The 14,981-nt window shown below is 55.8% G+C and carries 13 protein-coding genes; 3 read left to right on the forward strand and 10 right to left on the reverse strand.

Annotated features, from left to right (window positions below):
- Nucleotide 1: 1 nt before the first annotated feature.
- From HQL76_11715 to flgF, 4 genes are read right to left on the reverse strand one after another with little or no spacing between them, the layout of a single operon-like run.
- On the reverse strand, nt 2-703 hold the full coding sequence (locus HQL76_11715) for a flagellar basal body L-ring protein FlgH (GenBank protein MBF0109832.1): 702 nt from the start codon (nt 701-703) through the stop codon (nt 2-4).
- Between the two features lie 19 nt (nt 704-722).
- Complete coding sequence (flgA, locus tag HQL76_11720) at nt 723-1,436, reverse strand: flagellar basal body P-ring formation protein FlgA (protein ID MBF0109833.1); 714 nt, start codon at nt 1,434-1,436, stop codon at nt 723-725.
- A gap of 1 nt (nt 1,437) precedes the next feature.
- Complete coding sequence (gene flgG / locus HQL76_11725; protein MBF0109834.1) at nt 1,438-2,247, reverse strand: flagellar basal-body rod protein FlgG; 810 nt, start codon at nt 2,245-2,247, stop codon at nt 1,438-1,440.
- 42 nt (nt 2,248-2,289) lie between these two features.
- Complete coding sequence (flgF, locus tag HQL76_11730; GenBank protein MBF0109835.1) at nt 2,290-3,093, reverse strand: flagellar basal-body rod protein FlgF; 804 nt, start codon at nt 3,091-3,093, stop codon at nt 2,290-2,292.
- A gap of 231 nt (nt 3,094-3,324) precedes the next feature.
- On the opposite strand from flgF, the gene mazG reads away from it, so the two are divergent.
- The gene (gene mazG, locus HQL76_11735; protein ID MBF0109836.1) at nt 3,325-4,188 is read left to right on the forward strand and encodes a nucleoside triphosphate pyrophosphohydrolase; all 864 of its coding nucleotides are present in this window, start codon (nt 3,325-3,327) and stop codon (nt 4,186-4,188) included.
- A gap of 141 nt (nt 4,189-4,329) precedes the next feature.
- Here the strand turns inward: mazG and HQL76_11740 are convergent, their stop codons facing one another.
- Nucleotides 4,330-4,548 carry a DUF1640 domain-containing protein gene (locus HQL76_11740; protein ID MBF0109837.1) on the reverse strand — a complete coding sequence of 73 codons (219 nt, stop codon included), beginning with the start codon at nt 4,546-4,548 and terminating at the stop codon, nt 4,330-4,332.
- A 186-nt stretch (nt 4,549-4,734) separates the two neighbouring features.
- Between HQL76_11740 and typA the strand changes: the two genes are divergently transcribed.
- Nucleotides 4,735-6,555, forward strand: a complete 1,821-nt coding sequence (gene typA, locus HQL76_11745) for a translational GTPase TypA (GenBank protein ID MBF0109838.1) — start codon at nt 4,735-4,737, stop codon at nt 6,553-6,555.
- A gap of 104 nt (nt 6,556-6,659) precedes the next feature.
- Here the strand turns inward: typA and HQL76_11750 are convergent, their stop codons facing one another.
- The 3 genes from HQL76_11750 to HQL76_11760 all read right to left on the reverse strand — a co-directional run bounded on the left by HQL76_11750 (nt 6,660) and on the right by HQL76_11760 (nt 9,589).
- A complete protein-coding gene (locus tag HQL76_11750; protein MBF0109839.1) occupies nt 6,660-7,520 on the reverse strand; it encodes a class I SAM-dependent methyltransferase in 861 nt (286 codons plus the stop codon).
- 111 nt (nt 7,521-7,631) lie between these two features.
- Nucleotides 7,632-8,294: a hypothetical protein gene (locus HQL76_11755; GenBank protein MBF0109840.1), complete on the reverse strand. Its 663-nt coding sequence runs from the start codon at nt 8,292-8,294 to the stop codon at nt 7,632-7,634.
- A 5-nt stretch (nt 8,295-8,299) separates the two neighbouring features.
- On the reverse strand, nt 8,300-9,589 hold the full coding sequence (locus tag HQL76_11760; GenBank protein ID MBF0109841.1) for an AAA family ATPase: 1,290 nt from the start codon (nt 9,587-9,589) through the stop codon (nt 8,300-8,302).
- Nucleotides 9,590-9,979: 390 nt separating this feature from the next.
- Between HQL76_11760 and sulP the strand changes: the two genes are divergently transcribed.
- Nucleotides 9,980-11,704: a sulfate permease gene (gene sulP / locus HQL76_11765; GenBank protein ID MBF0109842.1), complete on the forward strand. Its 1,725-nt coding sequence runs from the start codon at nt 9,980-9,982 to the stop codon at nt 11,702-11,704.
- Nucleotides 11,705-12,019: 315 nt separating this feature from the next.
- Here the strand turns inward: sulP and HQL76_11770 are convergent, their stop codons facing one another.
- Together HQL76_11770 and HQL76_11775 are read right to left on the reverse strand one after the other, a co-directional pair.
- Nucleotides 12,020-12,604, reverse strand: coding sequence for a HupE/UreJ family protein (locus tag HQL76_11770; protein ID MBF0109843.1), 585 nt, complete (start codon nt 12,602-12,604; stop codon nt 12,020-12,022).
- Nucleotides 12,605-12,821: 217 nt separating this feature from the next.
- Nucleotides 12,822-14,870 carry a methyl-accepting chemotaxis protein gene (locus HQL76_11775; protein ID MBF0109844.1) on the reverse strand — a complete coding sequence of 683 codons (2,049 nt, stop codon included), beginning with the start codon at nt 14,868-14,870 and terminating at the stop codon, nt 12,822-12,824.
- Nucleotides 14,871-14,981: the final 111 nt, after the last annotated feature.

Genomic DNA, 14,981 nt, shown 5'->3' on the forward strand with positions numbered 1-14,981 from the left:
ATCACAGAAGGTTGAGCGTGGACAGGGTACGGAAAATGATATTGGGCCGTTGGACATCGGACAGGTCGCCCTCGCCCGAATATTCGATCCGGGCATCGGCGATCATGTCGGAATTGATCGAATTCTTGTTGTCGATGTCCTCCGGACGGACGATTCCCGAAATGATGATGAACTGGTTTTCATTGTCCATGGTGATGTCGCGCCGTCCCTCGATGCGCAGATTGCCATTGGCCAGAACCTCGGTGACCAGGCAGGAGATGGTCGCGGTCAGTTTGGCGGCCCGCTCGCTCTTGCCATCCGCCTTGCTTTCGCCCGATCCGGTCGCCTGGGCGATCTGGTTGAGCGAAATACCCTTGTTGGCATCGATCTTGAGCAATTTGTCCAGATCGGGACTGGTCATGCCGAAGGTGGCGGTATTGTCCTTGGAAACATCGGTCTTGGCCTTGTTGGTGGAAGAGGCACTTTCAAGGATCCGCACCTTGACGATATCTCCGACATAACGCGCCTTGTTGTCCTCGAAGAGCGAATTGCGTCTCGTGGTTTGCCAGATGGAACCCTTGTTGGGGGCCAGGGTTTCGGGCGGGGTCGGTTGGATGATGGCCACGGGATCGGAAGGGCGTTGCGATGCCCGCGTCATGCCGCAGCCGCCGAGCGGGATGGCCAGGACCAACGCCAAACCCGCCGCCATGCCGGAATAGTTCATGTTCGATCCTCCTTTGGCTTCACCACGTTCCCACCCGTACCAATCCCGGAGCGGCGATGCGTGCCTCATAACGCATCTGGCTGTCGGGATTGCGCAGCTGGATGACATCTCCCACCCGTCCCTTGTCAAGGGCGACGGCGGTCGCTTCGATCTGAAGACCCGGACCGCCCGCAACCACCACCCGGACCCGTTCACCACGCGCCACCGCCAGCGGACGCTCGAACCACGATCCCAGCAGGGGAACCCCGGAAGGGATGCGGCGGTTGGCCGCCAATCCGACAACCTCGCCAACGTCACGAATCATGTCGGAAGCGGTCCGTGTCACGGCGATGGTGCGCCAGTCCAGGTCATCGGCACCGACGACCGCGCCCCGTTGCAACGTGGTCCGGGCGACGGGAATCTTGAATTCAAGTTTCAGGCTGACCGGAATGCGCAACCGTTTTTCCGTCCGACCGTTGACGCGAAACGCCACGGCGACCGATTGCTGCCCCGCCACCCCCTTGAGGGAATCCGATTCCACCAGGCAATCGATCTCGCCATCGGGAAGACGCAATGAATAACGGTAGCGGGCCTCCTCGACGGTCAGTTCCGCCCCCTGTTGCGCCAGGATGTCTTGCAATTTTTCCGCCACCATCCGGTTGATCGTGTCGGAGTGGACCTCCTGCGCCCGGACTGGCGCAGGAAAAAGGAGATGCAGAAAAATGAACAGTCCCGCGAATACCGAGTGTACCATATTACCTCTTGAGCTGTGTCACATAGCCCAGCATGCTGTCGGCGGTCTGAATCGACTTGGTGCCGATTTCGTAGGCGCGCTGGGTGGTGATCATGTCCACCATTTCCGTCACCATGTTGACGTTGGACTGTTCGAGGGCGTGCTGCCGCAGGCTCCCCATGCCGTTTTCCATGGGATTGGAAACGATCGGCGTCCCCGAGGCGACGCTTTCGACGAACAGGTTGTTGCCAATGGCGGTCAGACCGGCGGGATTGACAAAATTGGCCAGTTGAAGCTGTCCCTGGTTGGCGATGAATCCCGGATCGGTATTGATGGCAAAACCGATGCTGCCGCTTTGTTCGATGGAAATGCGGGTATGGGTATTGGGATCGACGCCGACCTGCCCGCCGATCAGAGGATAGCCATCGGCAGTGACAATGTTGCCATCCTTGTTGATGTGGAAGGAACCGTCACGGGTATAGGCAGTGCTGCCATCGGGAAGCTCAATCTGAAAAAATCCCTGACCGGTGACCATCATATCGACATTGAACGGCGCTTCGCTGGTGGGAACGGCGCTGCCCTGGGAAAATTCCTTGCTGACCCCGGATACCTTGACGCCATGTCCCAGCTGAATGCCGACCGGGACCTGAGTTCCGGTCTGGGAAGTTTCGGAGCCGGCGGGACGAAGGTTGGCATAGAGCAAATCCTGGAAATCGGTCCGGGATTGCTTGAATCCGGTGGTATTGACGTTGGCCAGGTTGTTGGCGATCGTGTCGATGCTGGTCTGTTGCGCCTGCATGCCGGTGGCGGCGGTCCAAAGTGCGCGAATCATTCACTCATTCTCCTGACTTGGGATGGATGCAATCCGTATGGGTCAACCCAACCGACCGATCTGATTGGCCTGGGCATCGAGTCCATCCAGGGTTTGGATGGCTTTCATGTAGCTTTCGAAGGCGCGGTTGGCGTCGATCATCTGGGTCATGCCGCGGACGACATTGGCGTTGGAGGCTTCGAGATATCCTTGATGAAACCCCCCTTTGGCCTCGGTCAGATTGGTCACGGTCCCTTCGGGGGCCTCGAACAGGTTCTGTCCGGCCCTTTTGAGGGATTCTTCCGGCACGCCCGCGCGCATGAACCTGCCAATGATACCGTTTTTGTTGGAAATGGTTCCATCCTTGGCGATGGAAATCGGATCGCTGCCGACGACCAGGGGACCGCCATTGTCGCCTTGCACCTGGAATCCGCTTTTGTTGACCAGTTCACCAAAGCTGTTGACCTCGAACGCCCCATCCCGGGTATAACGTGGTCCCTGGGGGGTGTTGACGACAAAAAATCCCTCCCCTTCGATGGCAACGTCCAATGAATTGCTGGTCATCTGCAAAGCCCCCTGATCAACCTTGGTGACCGTGCTGGGGGCGGCAGGATAGGTGACGGCCATGGCGTTGGTGGCGGGACTGCTGAACGGAAAGGGGATGTCCCCCGGCCCCCGAAGGCCCAGAAAACTGTCGTCGGGCATGGGAAACTGTTCGGGACCGGGACCGGTGAGGTAGGAATCGAAGGTGATGTCGTTTTCCTTGTAGCCGGTGGTGTTGACGTTGGCCAGGTTGTTGGCCAGGACATCCAGGCGCATTTCGGTTCTGAGGGCACCGTTGACGGCGGCCCAGGCACCACTATCCATGAGGGTTCTCCTTCGTGCGCAAAGTGTATGTTGCCACGCAATCCTTGAGCAAAGGGAAGATGCAATTCCCGCGCCGTAAATCACGTCGCGGCGTTTCCCTGCGGCGAAACCATGGGGGATGCGGGTGAATCCTTCTTTCCCGGATGATTTCGTGGCACACTCCGCGTCACCCGTCAGGCAGGTTTTCAAGTCATCCTGTCGTCACCCTCCCGCAGCGGATGTCTTCGATCCATGATACCACCCAGCCAGAAATCGGCGCATGAATTGGCCCCGTCTCGGGAGGTCGTGGACGATGGTCCGGCCCAATCATGGCAGGGATTGTTGCGTTTGATGGATCGGCTCCGTGGACCCGAGGGGTGCCCCTGGGACCGGGAGCAGACCTGGAATTCCCTGATTCCCCATACCATCGAGGAGGCCTATGAAGTCGCCGAGGCAGTGGAAACGGGCGATTGGCGGCATCTTCGCGATGAACTGGGAGACCTGTTGTTCCATGTGGTTTTTTACAGCCGCATTGGCCGGGAGCAGAATCTTTTTGACATGGAGGATGTGGTTCGCGGCGTCACGGAAAAGATGATTCGCCGTCATCCCCATGTGTTCGGCACCCGAGACCGGGACATCGGGGCCGGGGAGGTTCCGCGCCGTTGGGAGGAGATCAAGCGCCAGGAAAAAATGGCCCAGGCCGTGGACGGGAAAAAAATTCCCTCGATCTTCGATGACCGCGACCACCGTCTGCCGGCACTGCTCTGGGCGGCCAAGGTGCAACGCAAGATGGCCCAGGTGGGATTCGACTGGTCCGAGCTTCGCGGTGTGATCGGCAAGGTGCGGGAAGAGTTGGACGAGCTGGAGCAGGGGGTGTCCCGGGATGATCGGGCCAACATCGAGGAAGAGCTTGGCGATGTCCTGTTCACCATGGTCAATCTGGCGCGCCATCTCAAAGTCAATCCCGAAACCGCCCTGCGCGCCGCAACGCGCAAATTTCAGAATCGGTTTCGTTTCATGGAGGAACGCCTGCACCGTGAAGGCCGCCACCCGAACGCCACGCCTCTGGAAGAACTGGAAGCCCTGTGGCTGGAAAGCAAAAAACACTGTCCTTGAGAAGTCTCGAAAAAAAATCCATTGCAAAGAAAAAAGGGGGTCCCGCCTTTGCGGGAATGACGAGGATCGTCCCCAGGGTTTTGGTTTTGTGTGCCACCCCTTCCCGACAGTCGGAACGGCTGACACGCTCATTTTCATATTTTAGAGGATTTTGATCAATACGCCCATGACCGAAAAACCGACCACCGTGAGTCCACCCAGGCGGGTGATGATACGGTATTCCAGATCTTTAAGATGGGCTTTCATTTCCCGGTCCAGCAGGTCGATATCCTGTTTTGTGGCGAGTCGTTCTTCGATGAGTTCCGCCTGCGACTGGGCAAGGGCCTCAGCCTGTTCATTGGTAAATCCTGCCGCCTTCATTTTTTTTGTGAAGGCAAGGGTATCGAAAACGATTGCGCACGACACAGTCTTTTTTCCCAGCCCGACGGAATGAAAACCGCTTGAAATGAAAACTTCCTCTTGAAGCATACCATGAAATCCCTGGAACGCTCCATCAATTCTACATTGAACGTCCATCAACGGACCCCATAAGTCAGGATGCCGATTATGATTGAACACCTTCGCAACATTGCCATCATCGCTCATGTCGATCATGGCAAGACCACTCTGGTGGATCGGTTGCTGCAACAATCGGGGACGTTGCAGTCCCGCGGGGAGATTCGCGAGCGAATCATGGATTCCAACGACCTGGAGCGGGAGCGGGGCATCACGATTCTGGCGAAGAACACCGCCATTCGCTGGCGGGATTTTCACATCAACATTGTCGATACCCCAGGGCATGCCGATTTTGGCGGCGAGGTGGAACGGGTGTTGTCGATGGTCGATTCGGTCCTGTTGCTGGTGGATGCGGTCGATGGCCCGATGCCGCAGACCCGGTTCGTGACGCGCAAGGCTTTTGCCATGGGATTCAAGCCGATTGTGGTCATCAACAAGGTGGACCGGCCTGGAGCGCGTCCGCATTGGGTACACGAGCAGACGTTCGAATTGTTCGATCGATTGGGCGCCACCGAGGAGCAACTTGATTTTCCGGTGATCTATGCCTCGGCGCTGGAAGGATATGCGTCCCGGGACGAGGAGGTTCGTTCCGGAGACATGACGCCTCTTTTCGAGGCGATCGTGGGATACACCCCGCCGCCGACGACCGATTTCGCCGGTCCGTTCCAGATGCGTGTTTCGTCGCTGGATTACAGTCCCTATGTCGGGCTGATCGGCATCGGTCGCGTCCAGCGCGGGCGCCTGCCCGTCAACGGCATGGTGACGATCGTGGGGCCGGATGGCGGAAAAAGAAGCGCCAAAATCAACAACATCTATGGCTTTCTGGGCCTGGAAAAGGTATCGATCGACGAGGCCCATGCGGGACAGATCATCGCTTTTACCGGATCGGAGAGCCTGGTCATCTCCGACACCTTGTGTCACCCGGAACATCCCGACCCCTTGCCGCCGTTGACGGTCGATGAACCGACGGTGGTGATGACCTTTCAGGTCAACGATTCGCCGTTGTCGGGACGGGATGGCAAGTATGTCACCTCGCGCAAACTCAGGGAGCGGTTGTTTCTCGAAGCGATCCACAACGTGGCGCTGCGGGTGGAGGAGACGGACAATCCGGACCGGTTCCGGGTTTCGGGGCGTGGGGAGTTGCATTTGGGAATCTTGATCGAAAACATGCGCCGCGAGGGATACGAACTGGGCGTGTCACGTCCCGAGGCGATCATTCGCCAGGTCGATGGCGTGTCGATGGAGCCTTACGAACAATTGACGGTGGATGTGGAGGATCGCCATCAGGGGGCGATCATGGAGGCGTTGGGGGAGCGCAAGGGGTTGATTCAGGACATGGTGCCCGATGGACGGGGGCGGGTACGTCTGGACTATATCATTCCGGCGCGTGGTCTCATCGGTTTCCAGACCGAATTTCGCACACTGACCTCCGGCACCGGCATCATGCACCATTTGTTCGACCATTATGGCCCATTGGTCCACAAGACCATCGGCCAGCGCAAGAATGGCGTGTTGATCGCGAAGGAAGCGGGAAAGGCGGTCGCCTATGCCTTGTGGAACCTACAGGAGCGGGGGCGGCATCTGATCAATCCCGGAGAGGAAGTTTACGAAGGTATGATCATCGGTTTGCACAGTCGCGACAACGATCTGGTGGTCAATGTCCTGAAGGCCAAACAATTGACCAACATTCGCGCCGCCGGTTCCGACGAAAACATTGTCCTGACGCCGCCGATCCGCCTGGGGTTGGAGCAGGCGTTGGAATTCATCGACGACGACGAGCTGGTCGAAGTCACTCCGAAAACAATCCGCTTGCGGAAAAAACTGTTGAAGGAACATGAACGCAAACGCGATCGCCGCGCAATCAGTGAATGATTGCACGTAAGCGTTCCTCCCTTTTGATTCGAGTCCAATGGATGGGTTTGGGAAGGGGCAAGCCCCTTCCCAATGGGGTTTGAGGCAATGACAGTATATTCATATCAGATCGTGTGGGGATCTGAACGGCGACGCCGAAATACAAATTGATTGCAAGCGTTATGTTTTGTCAGTTTCATATTCAATAAATCAAACCCACAATTTTTAAAATGATTGAAAATCTGCTCCGGTTTTGCAAATTCATAGGGGTATCCACCAATCCAATCGATCCAATCATGAAAACGAGTCATACCGCGTTTTTGGTGGAACTCCTTGTAACGTCGTAGTGGGTTTTGCAGTTTCATCAGATCGCGAAGAAAAGGCAGGATGAATTCTCTGGGTGCGAAGAGTGCCATGACAGTCCACCGACCGAACGGGCCTGAACAATAGAATTTCTTCACTTTTCTCCATCTTCGGGCAGAAGATCCGGTATCGTGATAAATGGCGATGAACAGGCGTCCGCCAGGTTTGACCCTGGGATATACCAGATCAAATGCCCGGTACATCTGACCTGTATGATGCAGGACGCCCCAGGAATAGACGACATCTGCCTGAGGTAATGCCGCCACAAACGTTTCATCAAGTATCGACCCCTCCGAGATGGTCCAGTTTGCATCTCCAGGTGCAAATTTCTCCCGCATGTTCCGGGTCGATGCCACCGAGACAGGATCATAGTCGAAGGAGTGAACACGGGCACCCATGCGTCGTGCCGCCAGGCTTGACAGACCACTCCCCGAACCTACGTCCAGAAAGTCACATCCTTCCAAAGTGTCGGTGTCCAGCATTTCCTGCATTGAACCCACGGCATTTTGGATGTGGGCCTCGGTGACTCCAGCCAGAAAGCGATGCCAATTGGCACCGAAATCAAAGCGTCCTCCCTGGCGTATTTCGTCACTGTGTTGACTTTTCACGGTTTGCGAAGACATTACGATCTTTCCTCTCTTTTTATAAAAATAACTTGAACATGATTCCTGTAACAGGAATCGATTTTATTGATGAATCGACGGCAATCGTGTCCCCCTGATTGTTCATGTTTCTCATGTTCCCCTTTCCGCCAAAGCAAGCAACCGGTCCCGGAAATAGGCGAAACTCCCGGAACGGTTGGTGGCCACGTCCATGTGGGGAGCAATTTGTTCCGCCCACTCCGATTTCTCGGCACCGATGGCCTGCCAGCCTTTTGCGGAAAGCCTGGCGGAGCCTCCCAGGTAGATGGCATCGGCCAGCTTTTCCCATGTTCCACAAATGCTGTCTTGAACATAACCGTTGAGAACGTCGTCTTTGGCACTGGGATAGGCGGCCTTGACTGCGGGAATGTCCCCGAGGAACCACGCCTCGCCCTCTTCAATGGCCACGCAGAATCGTGTTTCGGGAACAGGGTTGCAGCTGTTCAAAATATTGCGGAGTTCGTTACGGAACGCCTTCAGGCATTTGTCGTCCAGATCGCAGACGACAATCACTGCGGCAAGGTAGTCGGCTGGGTAACTGGAAAAGGTGTTTCCGTATCCTCGCAGCAGCCTGGGAAGTCGATCAAGAAGAATCCTCTTGCCTGGATCCGATGTACCACGCAGATCCTTGGGAACCCGACCTATCCCCTTGTATGGGTGGACAACGAATGTATGGCCAGTCCCGATGATTTTCGGGACCAGAACATCCAGGGCCTTTTTCCCGGATTGATCTTCCACGAGAATTTCAAAATGCATGGCGGTCACCGGGCATCCAGGTAGTCGCTGTACCACAAGCCACCAAGAGGTATCCCTTCTTTCACCATGTTTTGGACGATGGGATTATCACTTACCCGGCGAATGCTGGAAAAGCCATCCGGACCCTTTTCAAGGACCCAAACTTCATCGGGCTCCAAGGCATCCACGAAATAGGGCTGGTGGGTTGTGATGAAGACCTGAGATCCGCCTTTTCGGCCCGTGGCATGCTCCCGAAACTCCCTGGCCAGGGTTTCCAGCAACTTGTGATAGAGCCCGTTTTCCGGCTCCTCGATGCAAAGGAAGGGCGATGGCGTGGGATCATCCAGCAACAGGAGATAGGCGAAGACCTTCAAAGTTCCGTCCGACATCTGCTGGGCATAGAAGGGATCTTTGAAGCCCTTGTCGTTGAACCGCAACAAAAGCCTGCCATCATCTGTTTTTCTGGTGTCAATCCTGTCGATTCCAGGGATGCGTTCGGCAATCCGGGACAGAATTCGCCTGAGCTTGTCCTTGTGTTCCCGTTCCATGAACTGGACAACGTTACCGAGATTGTCGCCATGAAGATTCAAATGCTTTTGCGGCCCGGCAAGAGGCAATCCTCGTGCCGCATCAGGAGTAAAGTAGCTGAGATACCAGCCTTCGATGAACTGGCGAAACGCCGAGACCCGGGGATGTTGCTTCAAGGAACCAAGCGTGGCAATACCAAGTTTTCTGTTGTCGGAAAGTTCCACCACTTCCGTCTCGGTACTCTCTTCGCTGTGATCTTGAAACAGGTCGCGGAACAAGGCGTCCATATCAAGATCCCCCTGGTCCTCCTCGATTTGCTGCCCCTCCCGATCACCTTTCCATGCAACGCCATTGCCGCTGTTGAGGATCAGGAATGAAAAGGGCCAGCCATGTTTCTGCCCGCGCCGGCGCTGGCGTAACCGCTCCTTCCGTACAAATGGGCGGCCATCCTTGTCCAGATCGATTTCAAGCTCATAGGTGATGGGGCGGGCATTCCCGTCCTCCTTATAATAAACAATAAACCCGATGGGCTCATGCACACCCTGGGAGCGGATACGCTCAAAACCGCCGCGTTCACGCAGGTCGCACGCCTCTTCAACGCCCACTTTCAGGCAATCCGCCAGAAAACCAAAAGCATCGAACAAGGTGCTTTTGCCAACACCATTCTTGCCGATCACGGCAGTCATTGGCGTCAACGGCGATGCGGTCTGCATGTTCCACAGTTTGCCCAATGTCACGTCGCGTAGGGCCCTGAAATTTCTTATTCGGAAACCTTCGATTCTGGCCATCGAGCATCTTCCGTCCTGGTCATCGCATGGTCATGCCACATCATGAATATTGTTTATTTTTGACAGGATGCACTTTCTGGAAGAATTGTAACATGCTGCCATGGAGCAGAATAGATTTCCGATAACTACAAAGTTTAATCTGGTTATGGTCAATAATGAACAATAAAATAATGTTACTATATTAACGTGCGTGCAACGTCGGAAAATCGGGGGAGCGTCATGGGGGTTGTTGACCGGAAGGCGATTCCCTGGCATTGTTAAAAGTTGGTTAATTACTGTAGAATCGGTTCAACGAAGGTGGATCCATCCCGTTGGGGCGTCGTGGTATCCGGCGTAACGCTTCCCGGGGAGAGACCCTGTTCCCGAACCCTGCGCAGACCGGAAATCACGATGACCGCAATCATGAAAAAAATTTTCCCCTTCCTCGTCTGGATGCCGCAACTGAATCGACGCAACCTGGGCAACGATTTCATCGCCGGCATCACGGTGGCCCTGGTCTTGATTCCTCAATCCATGGCCTATGCCAATCTGGCGGGACTGCCTGCCTATTACGGTCTCTATGCCGCCTTTCTTCCGGGGGCGGTAGCGGGATTGTTCGGATCTTCCCGGCAACTGGCCACGGGACCGGTGGCGGTGGTCTCACTGCTGACTGCCTCGGCCCTGGCGCCGCTGGCGACCCTCGGATCGGACGGATACATCGCCCTGGCGGTCGCGCTTTCCCTCATGGTCGGCCTGGTTCAGATCTCGCTGGGTTTGATGCGCCTGGGGGTGGTGGTCAACTTTCTGTCTCACCCGGTCATCATCGGTTTCACCAATGCCGCGGCCATCATCATCGGCCTGTCGCAACTGTCCAAGATTTTCGGCGTCCAGATGGGACGCAGCGAACATTTTCTGGTCGATATTCTGGGCGTGCTGCAACAGATTGGCCAAACACATCTTCCCAGCCTGATTTTCGGTGTGGCAGCCTTCGTGATCATGATGGCCCTGAAAAAATATCGGCCCAAACTGCCCAACGTCCTCATCGCCGTCAGTCTGACGACCCTGCTCAGCTGGTTGATCGGATTCCAGAACATGGGGGGAAAAGTGGTCGGAACCATCCCCGCGGGTCTGCCAAGCCTTTCCCTGCCGCACATCGATGGCTCCATGATCGCATCGCTTCTCGCCAACGCCGTCATCATCTCCCTGGTCGGCTTCATGGAGGCCATTTCCATCGCCAAGGCCATGGCCGCACGGACCAAGACCGCCCTCGATCCCAATCAGGAACTCATCGGTCAGGGTCTCGCCAACATGGTCGGCTCCCTGACTCAAGCCTATCCCGTTTCCGGGTCCTTCTCCCGCTCAGCCGTCAACATCAACGCCGGGGCATTCAGCGGCGCCTCATCCCTGTTTACCGCCATTTCCGTCCTGATCACCCTGTTGTTCCTCACCCCGCTGCTCTATCACCTCCCTGAGGCGGTCCTGGCGGCGGTCATCATGATGGCCGTGGTCGGGCTGGTCAATTTCAAGGCCATTTCTCATGCTTGGCACGCCTCGCGTCATGATGGCGTCGCCTCCGTGGTCACCTTCCTGGCGACACTGGGCTTCGCCCCTCATCTGGATCATGGAATTCTTCTTGGCGCCGGACTCTCCATCCTGTTGTTCCTCTACCGGACCATGCAACCCAGGGTCGCCTTTCTCGGACGGTATCAGGATGGAACCTTGAGGGATCTGCTCATTCACCCCCAACTTCCCGATGATGATCGAATCATCGTCATGCGTTTCGATGGACAACTCTATTTCGCCAACGTTTCCTATTTCGAGGATTCCCTGCTGTCGGCGCTGGAAAAAAAACCAAAAGCCAAATATTTGCTGGTGGTCGGCGATGGCATCAATCAACTCGACGCCTCGGGGGAAGAGGTGATCCGACACCTGGTCGAACGGTTACAGGAACATGGAATGGCGTTGATGTTCTCCGGTCTGAAACGCCAGGTCCTGACCGTGATGCGCAACACCGGATTGTTCGATTTGCTGGGGGGCGATGACAACATCTTCGCTTCCGATGACATTGCCCTGAGATCCATCTATCAACGGATCGGCGACCCCGATGGTCCCTGTCCGTTGATGCCCGGAAGGTAAGTCGTGGGTACGAGGAGTCGCAATCGCCGACAAAATGCTCCCGCCGCCAGATGAATTCCTGGTGACAGTTTCCGTCGTTCGGTGTCAAAATTGGGTACCTGGGCAGTTACGAAATTTGTATGGATAATGAGGAACGCCGCATCAAAAGAACATGATACCCTTCGGGTAAAAAAGTCAAAGGCAAAGTCAAAAACATTGGGGGCTTCGCCCCCAAACCCCCACTGGGAAGGGGAAACCCCTTCCCAGACCCATCCTGATGACTAAAAGACCACAAACACCACGACCGAAACTTTGTTTTTCCGATACATGAACTTCTCAACCCAGAAGAGAAACGCCCGCCACGGCAATCAGTCCGCCCCCCGCGCGAATCGTTACCGGCGCGACCGACCGGAAAAACTTGTGGACGACCATGAAAAGCGCGATGCCAATAAGATGAAGAAGGCTCGTCGCCAGAGCGAATCCAAAACCATACAGGATGCCCATGGCGTTCACTGGCATTTCGGTGCCATGCGCGTGCCCGTGAAAAACGGCCATGAGCGCAATCAGCGACAACGCCAGGGGTAACGAAAGCGTTTTCCCCAATGCGAGCACCATTCCAAGGACAATGACCGAACCTGCGATGCCAAGTTCGATCAACGGAAGCGATACCCCCACCACGCCAAACGATCCGCCAACGACCATCATGCCGACAAACATGCAGGGAATGGCCCACAAGGCACGACCACCCTGTCGGGCTGCCAATATCCCCGCCGCCATCATGGCCAGAAGATGATCCAGTCCGCCAAGGGGATGAAAAAATCCCGGAACCAATCCATTGACCTCGCCGATTCCGGTATGCGCCAGGGCATCATGCGACAGTCCGGTAAGGACCAGGGACAACAGTAGAATATAAAGTTTCATCGGAGATTCCCCTTTTCCTGGATGGATTGGATGGCGCAAGACAGACTGAACTGCAAAACATTCACAGCGTACCATCACCACGAAAACAAACGCAATCATGGATGCTTCCAGAACCTCTGGAAAAACCGGTCGAACCATGGGCATCCCGTGAGGGTCACCGCTTTTGGACAATTCCTGTCCGAGGAGTTTCCTGTCGCGGAAACAAGGGACAAGGATGTTACACGATGAATCGGTCCAACTGCATGTTGAGTTCGCGACCGACCTCGATGAGACGATTGGCCTGATCCCTGACCGACTGGCTCAAGGCCTGGATGTTCTGTGTCGATTGGGTTGTCGTTTCCATGGCATCGACGATTTCCTGGGAGGACCGCGCCACCTCGATGACGGTTTCGGCGGATCGGGTCCCTTTCCGGGCGCTTTCATTGACGGCATCCGACATTTCACTGATGTTGGCGGTGATGACCGACACGTTCCTGGTGACCTCGTCCATTCCCGAGGAAATTTCACTGGTGCTTCGCGCCGTTTCCGCAATGCCGTCCGACGAATCATCGATGAGCGCAGTGACCTTTTCCACTTCCAACACCGCCTGTGAAATGGCCTTGTGGATTTCCTGCAACTGATCGTTCTGTTCATCGACCGAATAGGTGATTTTCTTGTTGATGGAACCGACCGTTCCGACCATCTTGGCGACCTCCAGCGCGACATCGAACGCCTTTCTGGTCCGTTCCTGTATGGCCTGGACGTCGTCGGTCACCGTTTCCGTGGCCGAGGCGGTCCGCTGCGCCAATTGTTTGACCTCGTTGGAAACCACCGCGAACCCTTTTCCCGCCTCTCCCGCTCCGGCAGCCTCGATGGCGGCATTCAGGGAAAGCATGTTCGTCTGCTCGGCGATTTCCCGAATTTCGCTGACGACGTTGTTGATCGTCTGCGCCGCCGCCATCAATTCCTCCATGACCCCGGAGGCCTCGTTGGCCAGGTCGATGGCCCGGGTCGATTCCTTCTGCGCCAACTCACAATCGTCCTGGACCGCATTGAAGGACGATCCCAGCTCCTTGACCGAGTCCTCGATGGTGTTGAAATTGGCACTGTTGCGCACCACCGCATCCCGAATTCCCTCCATGTGCCGGCTGATGGTGATCGAATGATCGGCGACATTGCGCAGATTGACATTCGATTCTTCCACCGCCGAGGAAATCGTCACCATCCCCCGGTTGATGCCCGCAACCGTTTCCACGGTGGATTCGAGCATGGCCACCGCAGCCATCGTCGAGGTCGAAACCACCTCCATCTCTTCCTTCATGCTTCTGGCCTTCAGGGTCGATGCCCGGGTCTGGTTGTTGACCTCATCGATGCCATCGCCCATATATTCCGAAGCGGTTTCCAGCTTCGTTGCCAGGGATTCCAGCGATTGGGCATTTTTTTTCACATTGCCCACGATGCCATGGATGACTTCCAGAAACTTGTTGAACCAATGAGCCAACTCTCCCATCTCGTCCTTCGAGGAAAAATCAAGCGGTCGCGTCAGATCCGGGCGTTCTCCCTCGGCAAACTCACGCATCTTGCCCTTGACCTCATTGATCGGGACAATCACCAGCTTCCTGATCACCCCGCCCAGGAAAACAAGAAACATCACATTGCTTACCAGAAGAACGAAAATAAGCTCCAGGCGCGTCTCCTTGATGTTGTCGATCATGTTCTTCAAGGATACCGTGACCTTCAATACCCCGCGCACCTCATGTCCGCCGCCATGACAGGCGTGACACGGCTCCTTGTTCAGGATGGGAATCAGATAGGTCTTCAACAGGTCTCCCTCCGTCGAGCGATGATCGATGGTGATGGTCGTTCGCGTGGTCACCGCCGCGTTGAATTCACTGCTGACCTTGGCAGGGTCATACCGGGTATGACCGGCCCATTCGCTGGATTCCGCCACGGCCTGGTCCGGTTTGTCCTCGGCAAAGGCCTCCTGTTCGTCGAGCCGCAGGATCCGGAAACTTTCCAGATCTTTCATCTCCTTGAGACGGTTGGAAAGATTCCTGGCCACCGCTGCGTCCCCGCCCAGCATGATGCTCTCCAGTCCGTTCAGGACACCGGTCGTCAGCTGGTTGACACCTTGAATATTCTCTTGCAAAATCGCCTGTTCCATCTTATGAATGGCAAAAAGGCCCATGCAAAGCAGGGCCAGCGTGCCCGTCAAACCCGCCATCGCCAGAATCTTGAGTCCAAGCGACCCCCTCATGTCGATCATAAACGTCCCACTTTCTTTCATGATGCCGTTCCTGGAATTCATGACATCCCACCCGATATCGCCATGATACCGTTTTTCTTCCCTGGTGTACCATGAGAGTTTTTTATCGACCGATTATTCATGGAGGGACAC

It is taken from the genome of Magnetococcales bacterium, from assembly GCA_015228815.1.
Taxonomy (GTDB): Bacteria; Pseudomonadota; Magnetococcia; order Magnetococcales; family UBA8363; genus UBA8363.

Excerpts from the sequence above, each read along its gene's own strand:
- HQL76_11715 (MBF0109832.1), bottom strand. The coding sequence starts at position 703 with ATGAACTATTCCGGCATGGCGGCGGGTTTGGCGTTGGTCCTGGCCATC.
- flgA (MBF0109833.1), bottom strand. The coding sequence starts at position 1,436 with ATGGTACACTCGGTATTCGCGGGACTGTTCATTTTTCTGCATCTCCTT.
- flgG (MBF0109834.1), bottom strand. The coding sequence starts at position 2,247 with ATGATTCGCGCACTTTGGACCGCCGCCACCGGCATGCAGGCGCAACAG.
- flgF (MBF0109835.1), bottom strand. The coding sequence starts at position 3,093 with ATGGATAGTGGTGCCTGGGCCGCCGTCAACGGTGCCCTCAGAACCGAA.
- mazG (MBF0109836.1), top strand. The coding sequence starts at position 3,325 with ATGATACCACCCAGCCAGAAATCGGCGCATGAATTGGCCCCGTCTCGG.
- HQL76_11740 (MBF0109837.1), bottom strand. The coding sequence starts at position 4,548 with ATGAAGGCGGCAGGATTTACCAATGAACAGGCTGAGGCCCTTGCCCAG.
- typA (MBF0109838.1), top strand. The coding sequence starts at position 4,735 with ATGATTGAACACCTTCGCAACATTGCCATCATCGCTCATGTCGATCAT.
- HQL76_11750 (MBF0109839.1), bottom strand. The coding sequence starts at position 7,520 with ATGTCTTCGCAAACCGTGAAAAGTCAACACAGTGACGAAATACGCCAG.
- HQL76_11755 (MBF0109840.1), bottom strand. The coding sequence starts at position 8,294 with ATGCATTTTGAAATTCTCGTGGAAGATCAATCCGGGAAAAAGGCCCTG.
- HQL76_11760 (MBF0109841.1), bottom strand. The coding sequence starts at position 9,589 with ATGGCCAGAATCGAAGGTTTCCGAATAAGAAATTTCAGGGCCCTACGC.
- sulP (MBF0109842.1), top strand. The coding sequence starts at position 9,980 with ATGACCGCAATCATGAAAAAAATTTTCCCCTTCCTCGTCTGGATGCCG.
- HQL76_11770 (MBF0109843.1), bottom strand. The coding sequence starts at position 12,604 with ATGAAACTTTATATTCTACTGTTGTCCCTGGTCCTTACCGGACTGTCG.
- HQL76_11775 (MBF0109844.1), bottom strand. The coding sequence starts at position 14,870 with ATGAAAGAAAGTGGGACGTTTATGATCGACATGAGGGGGTCGCTTGGA.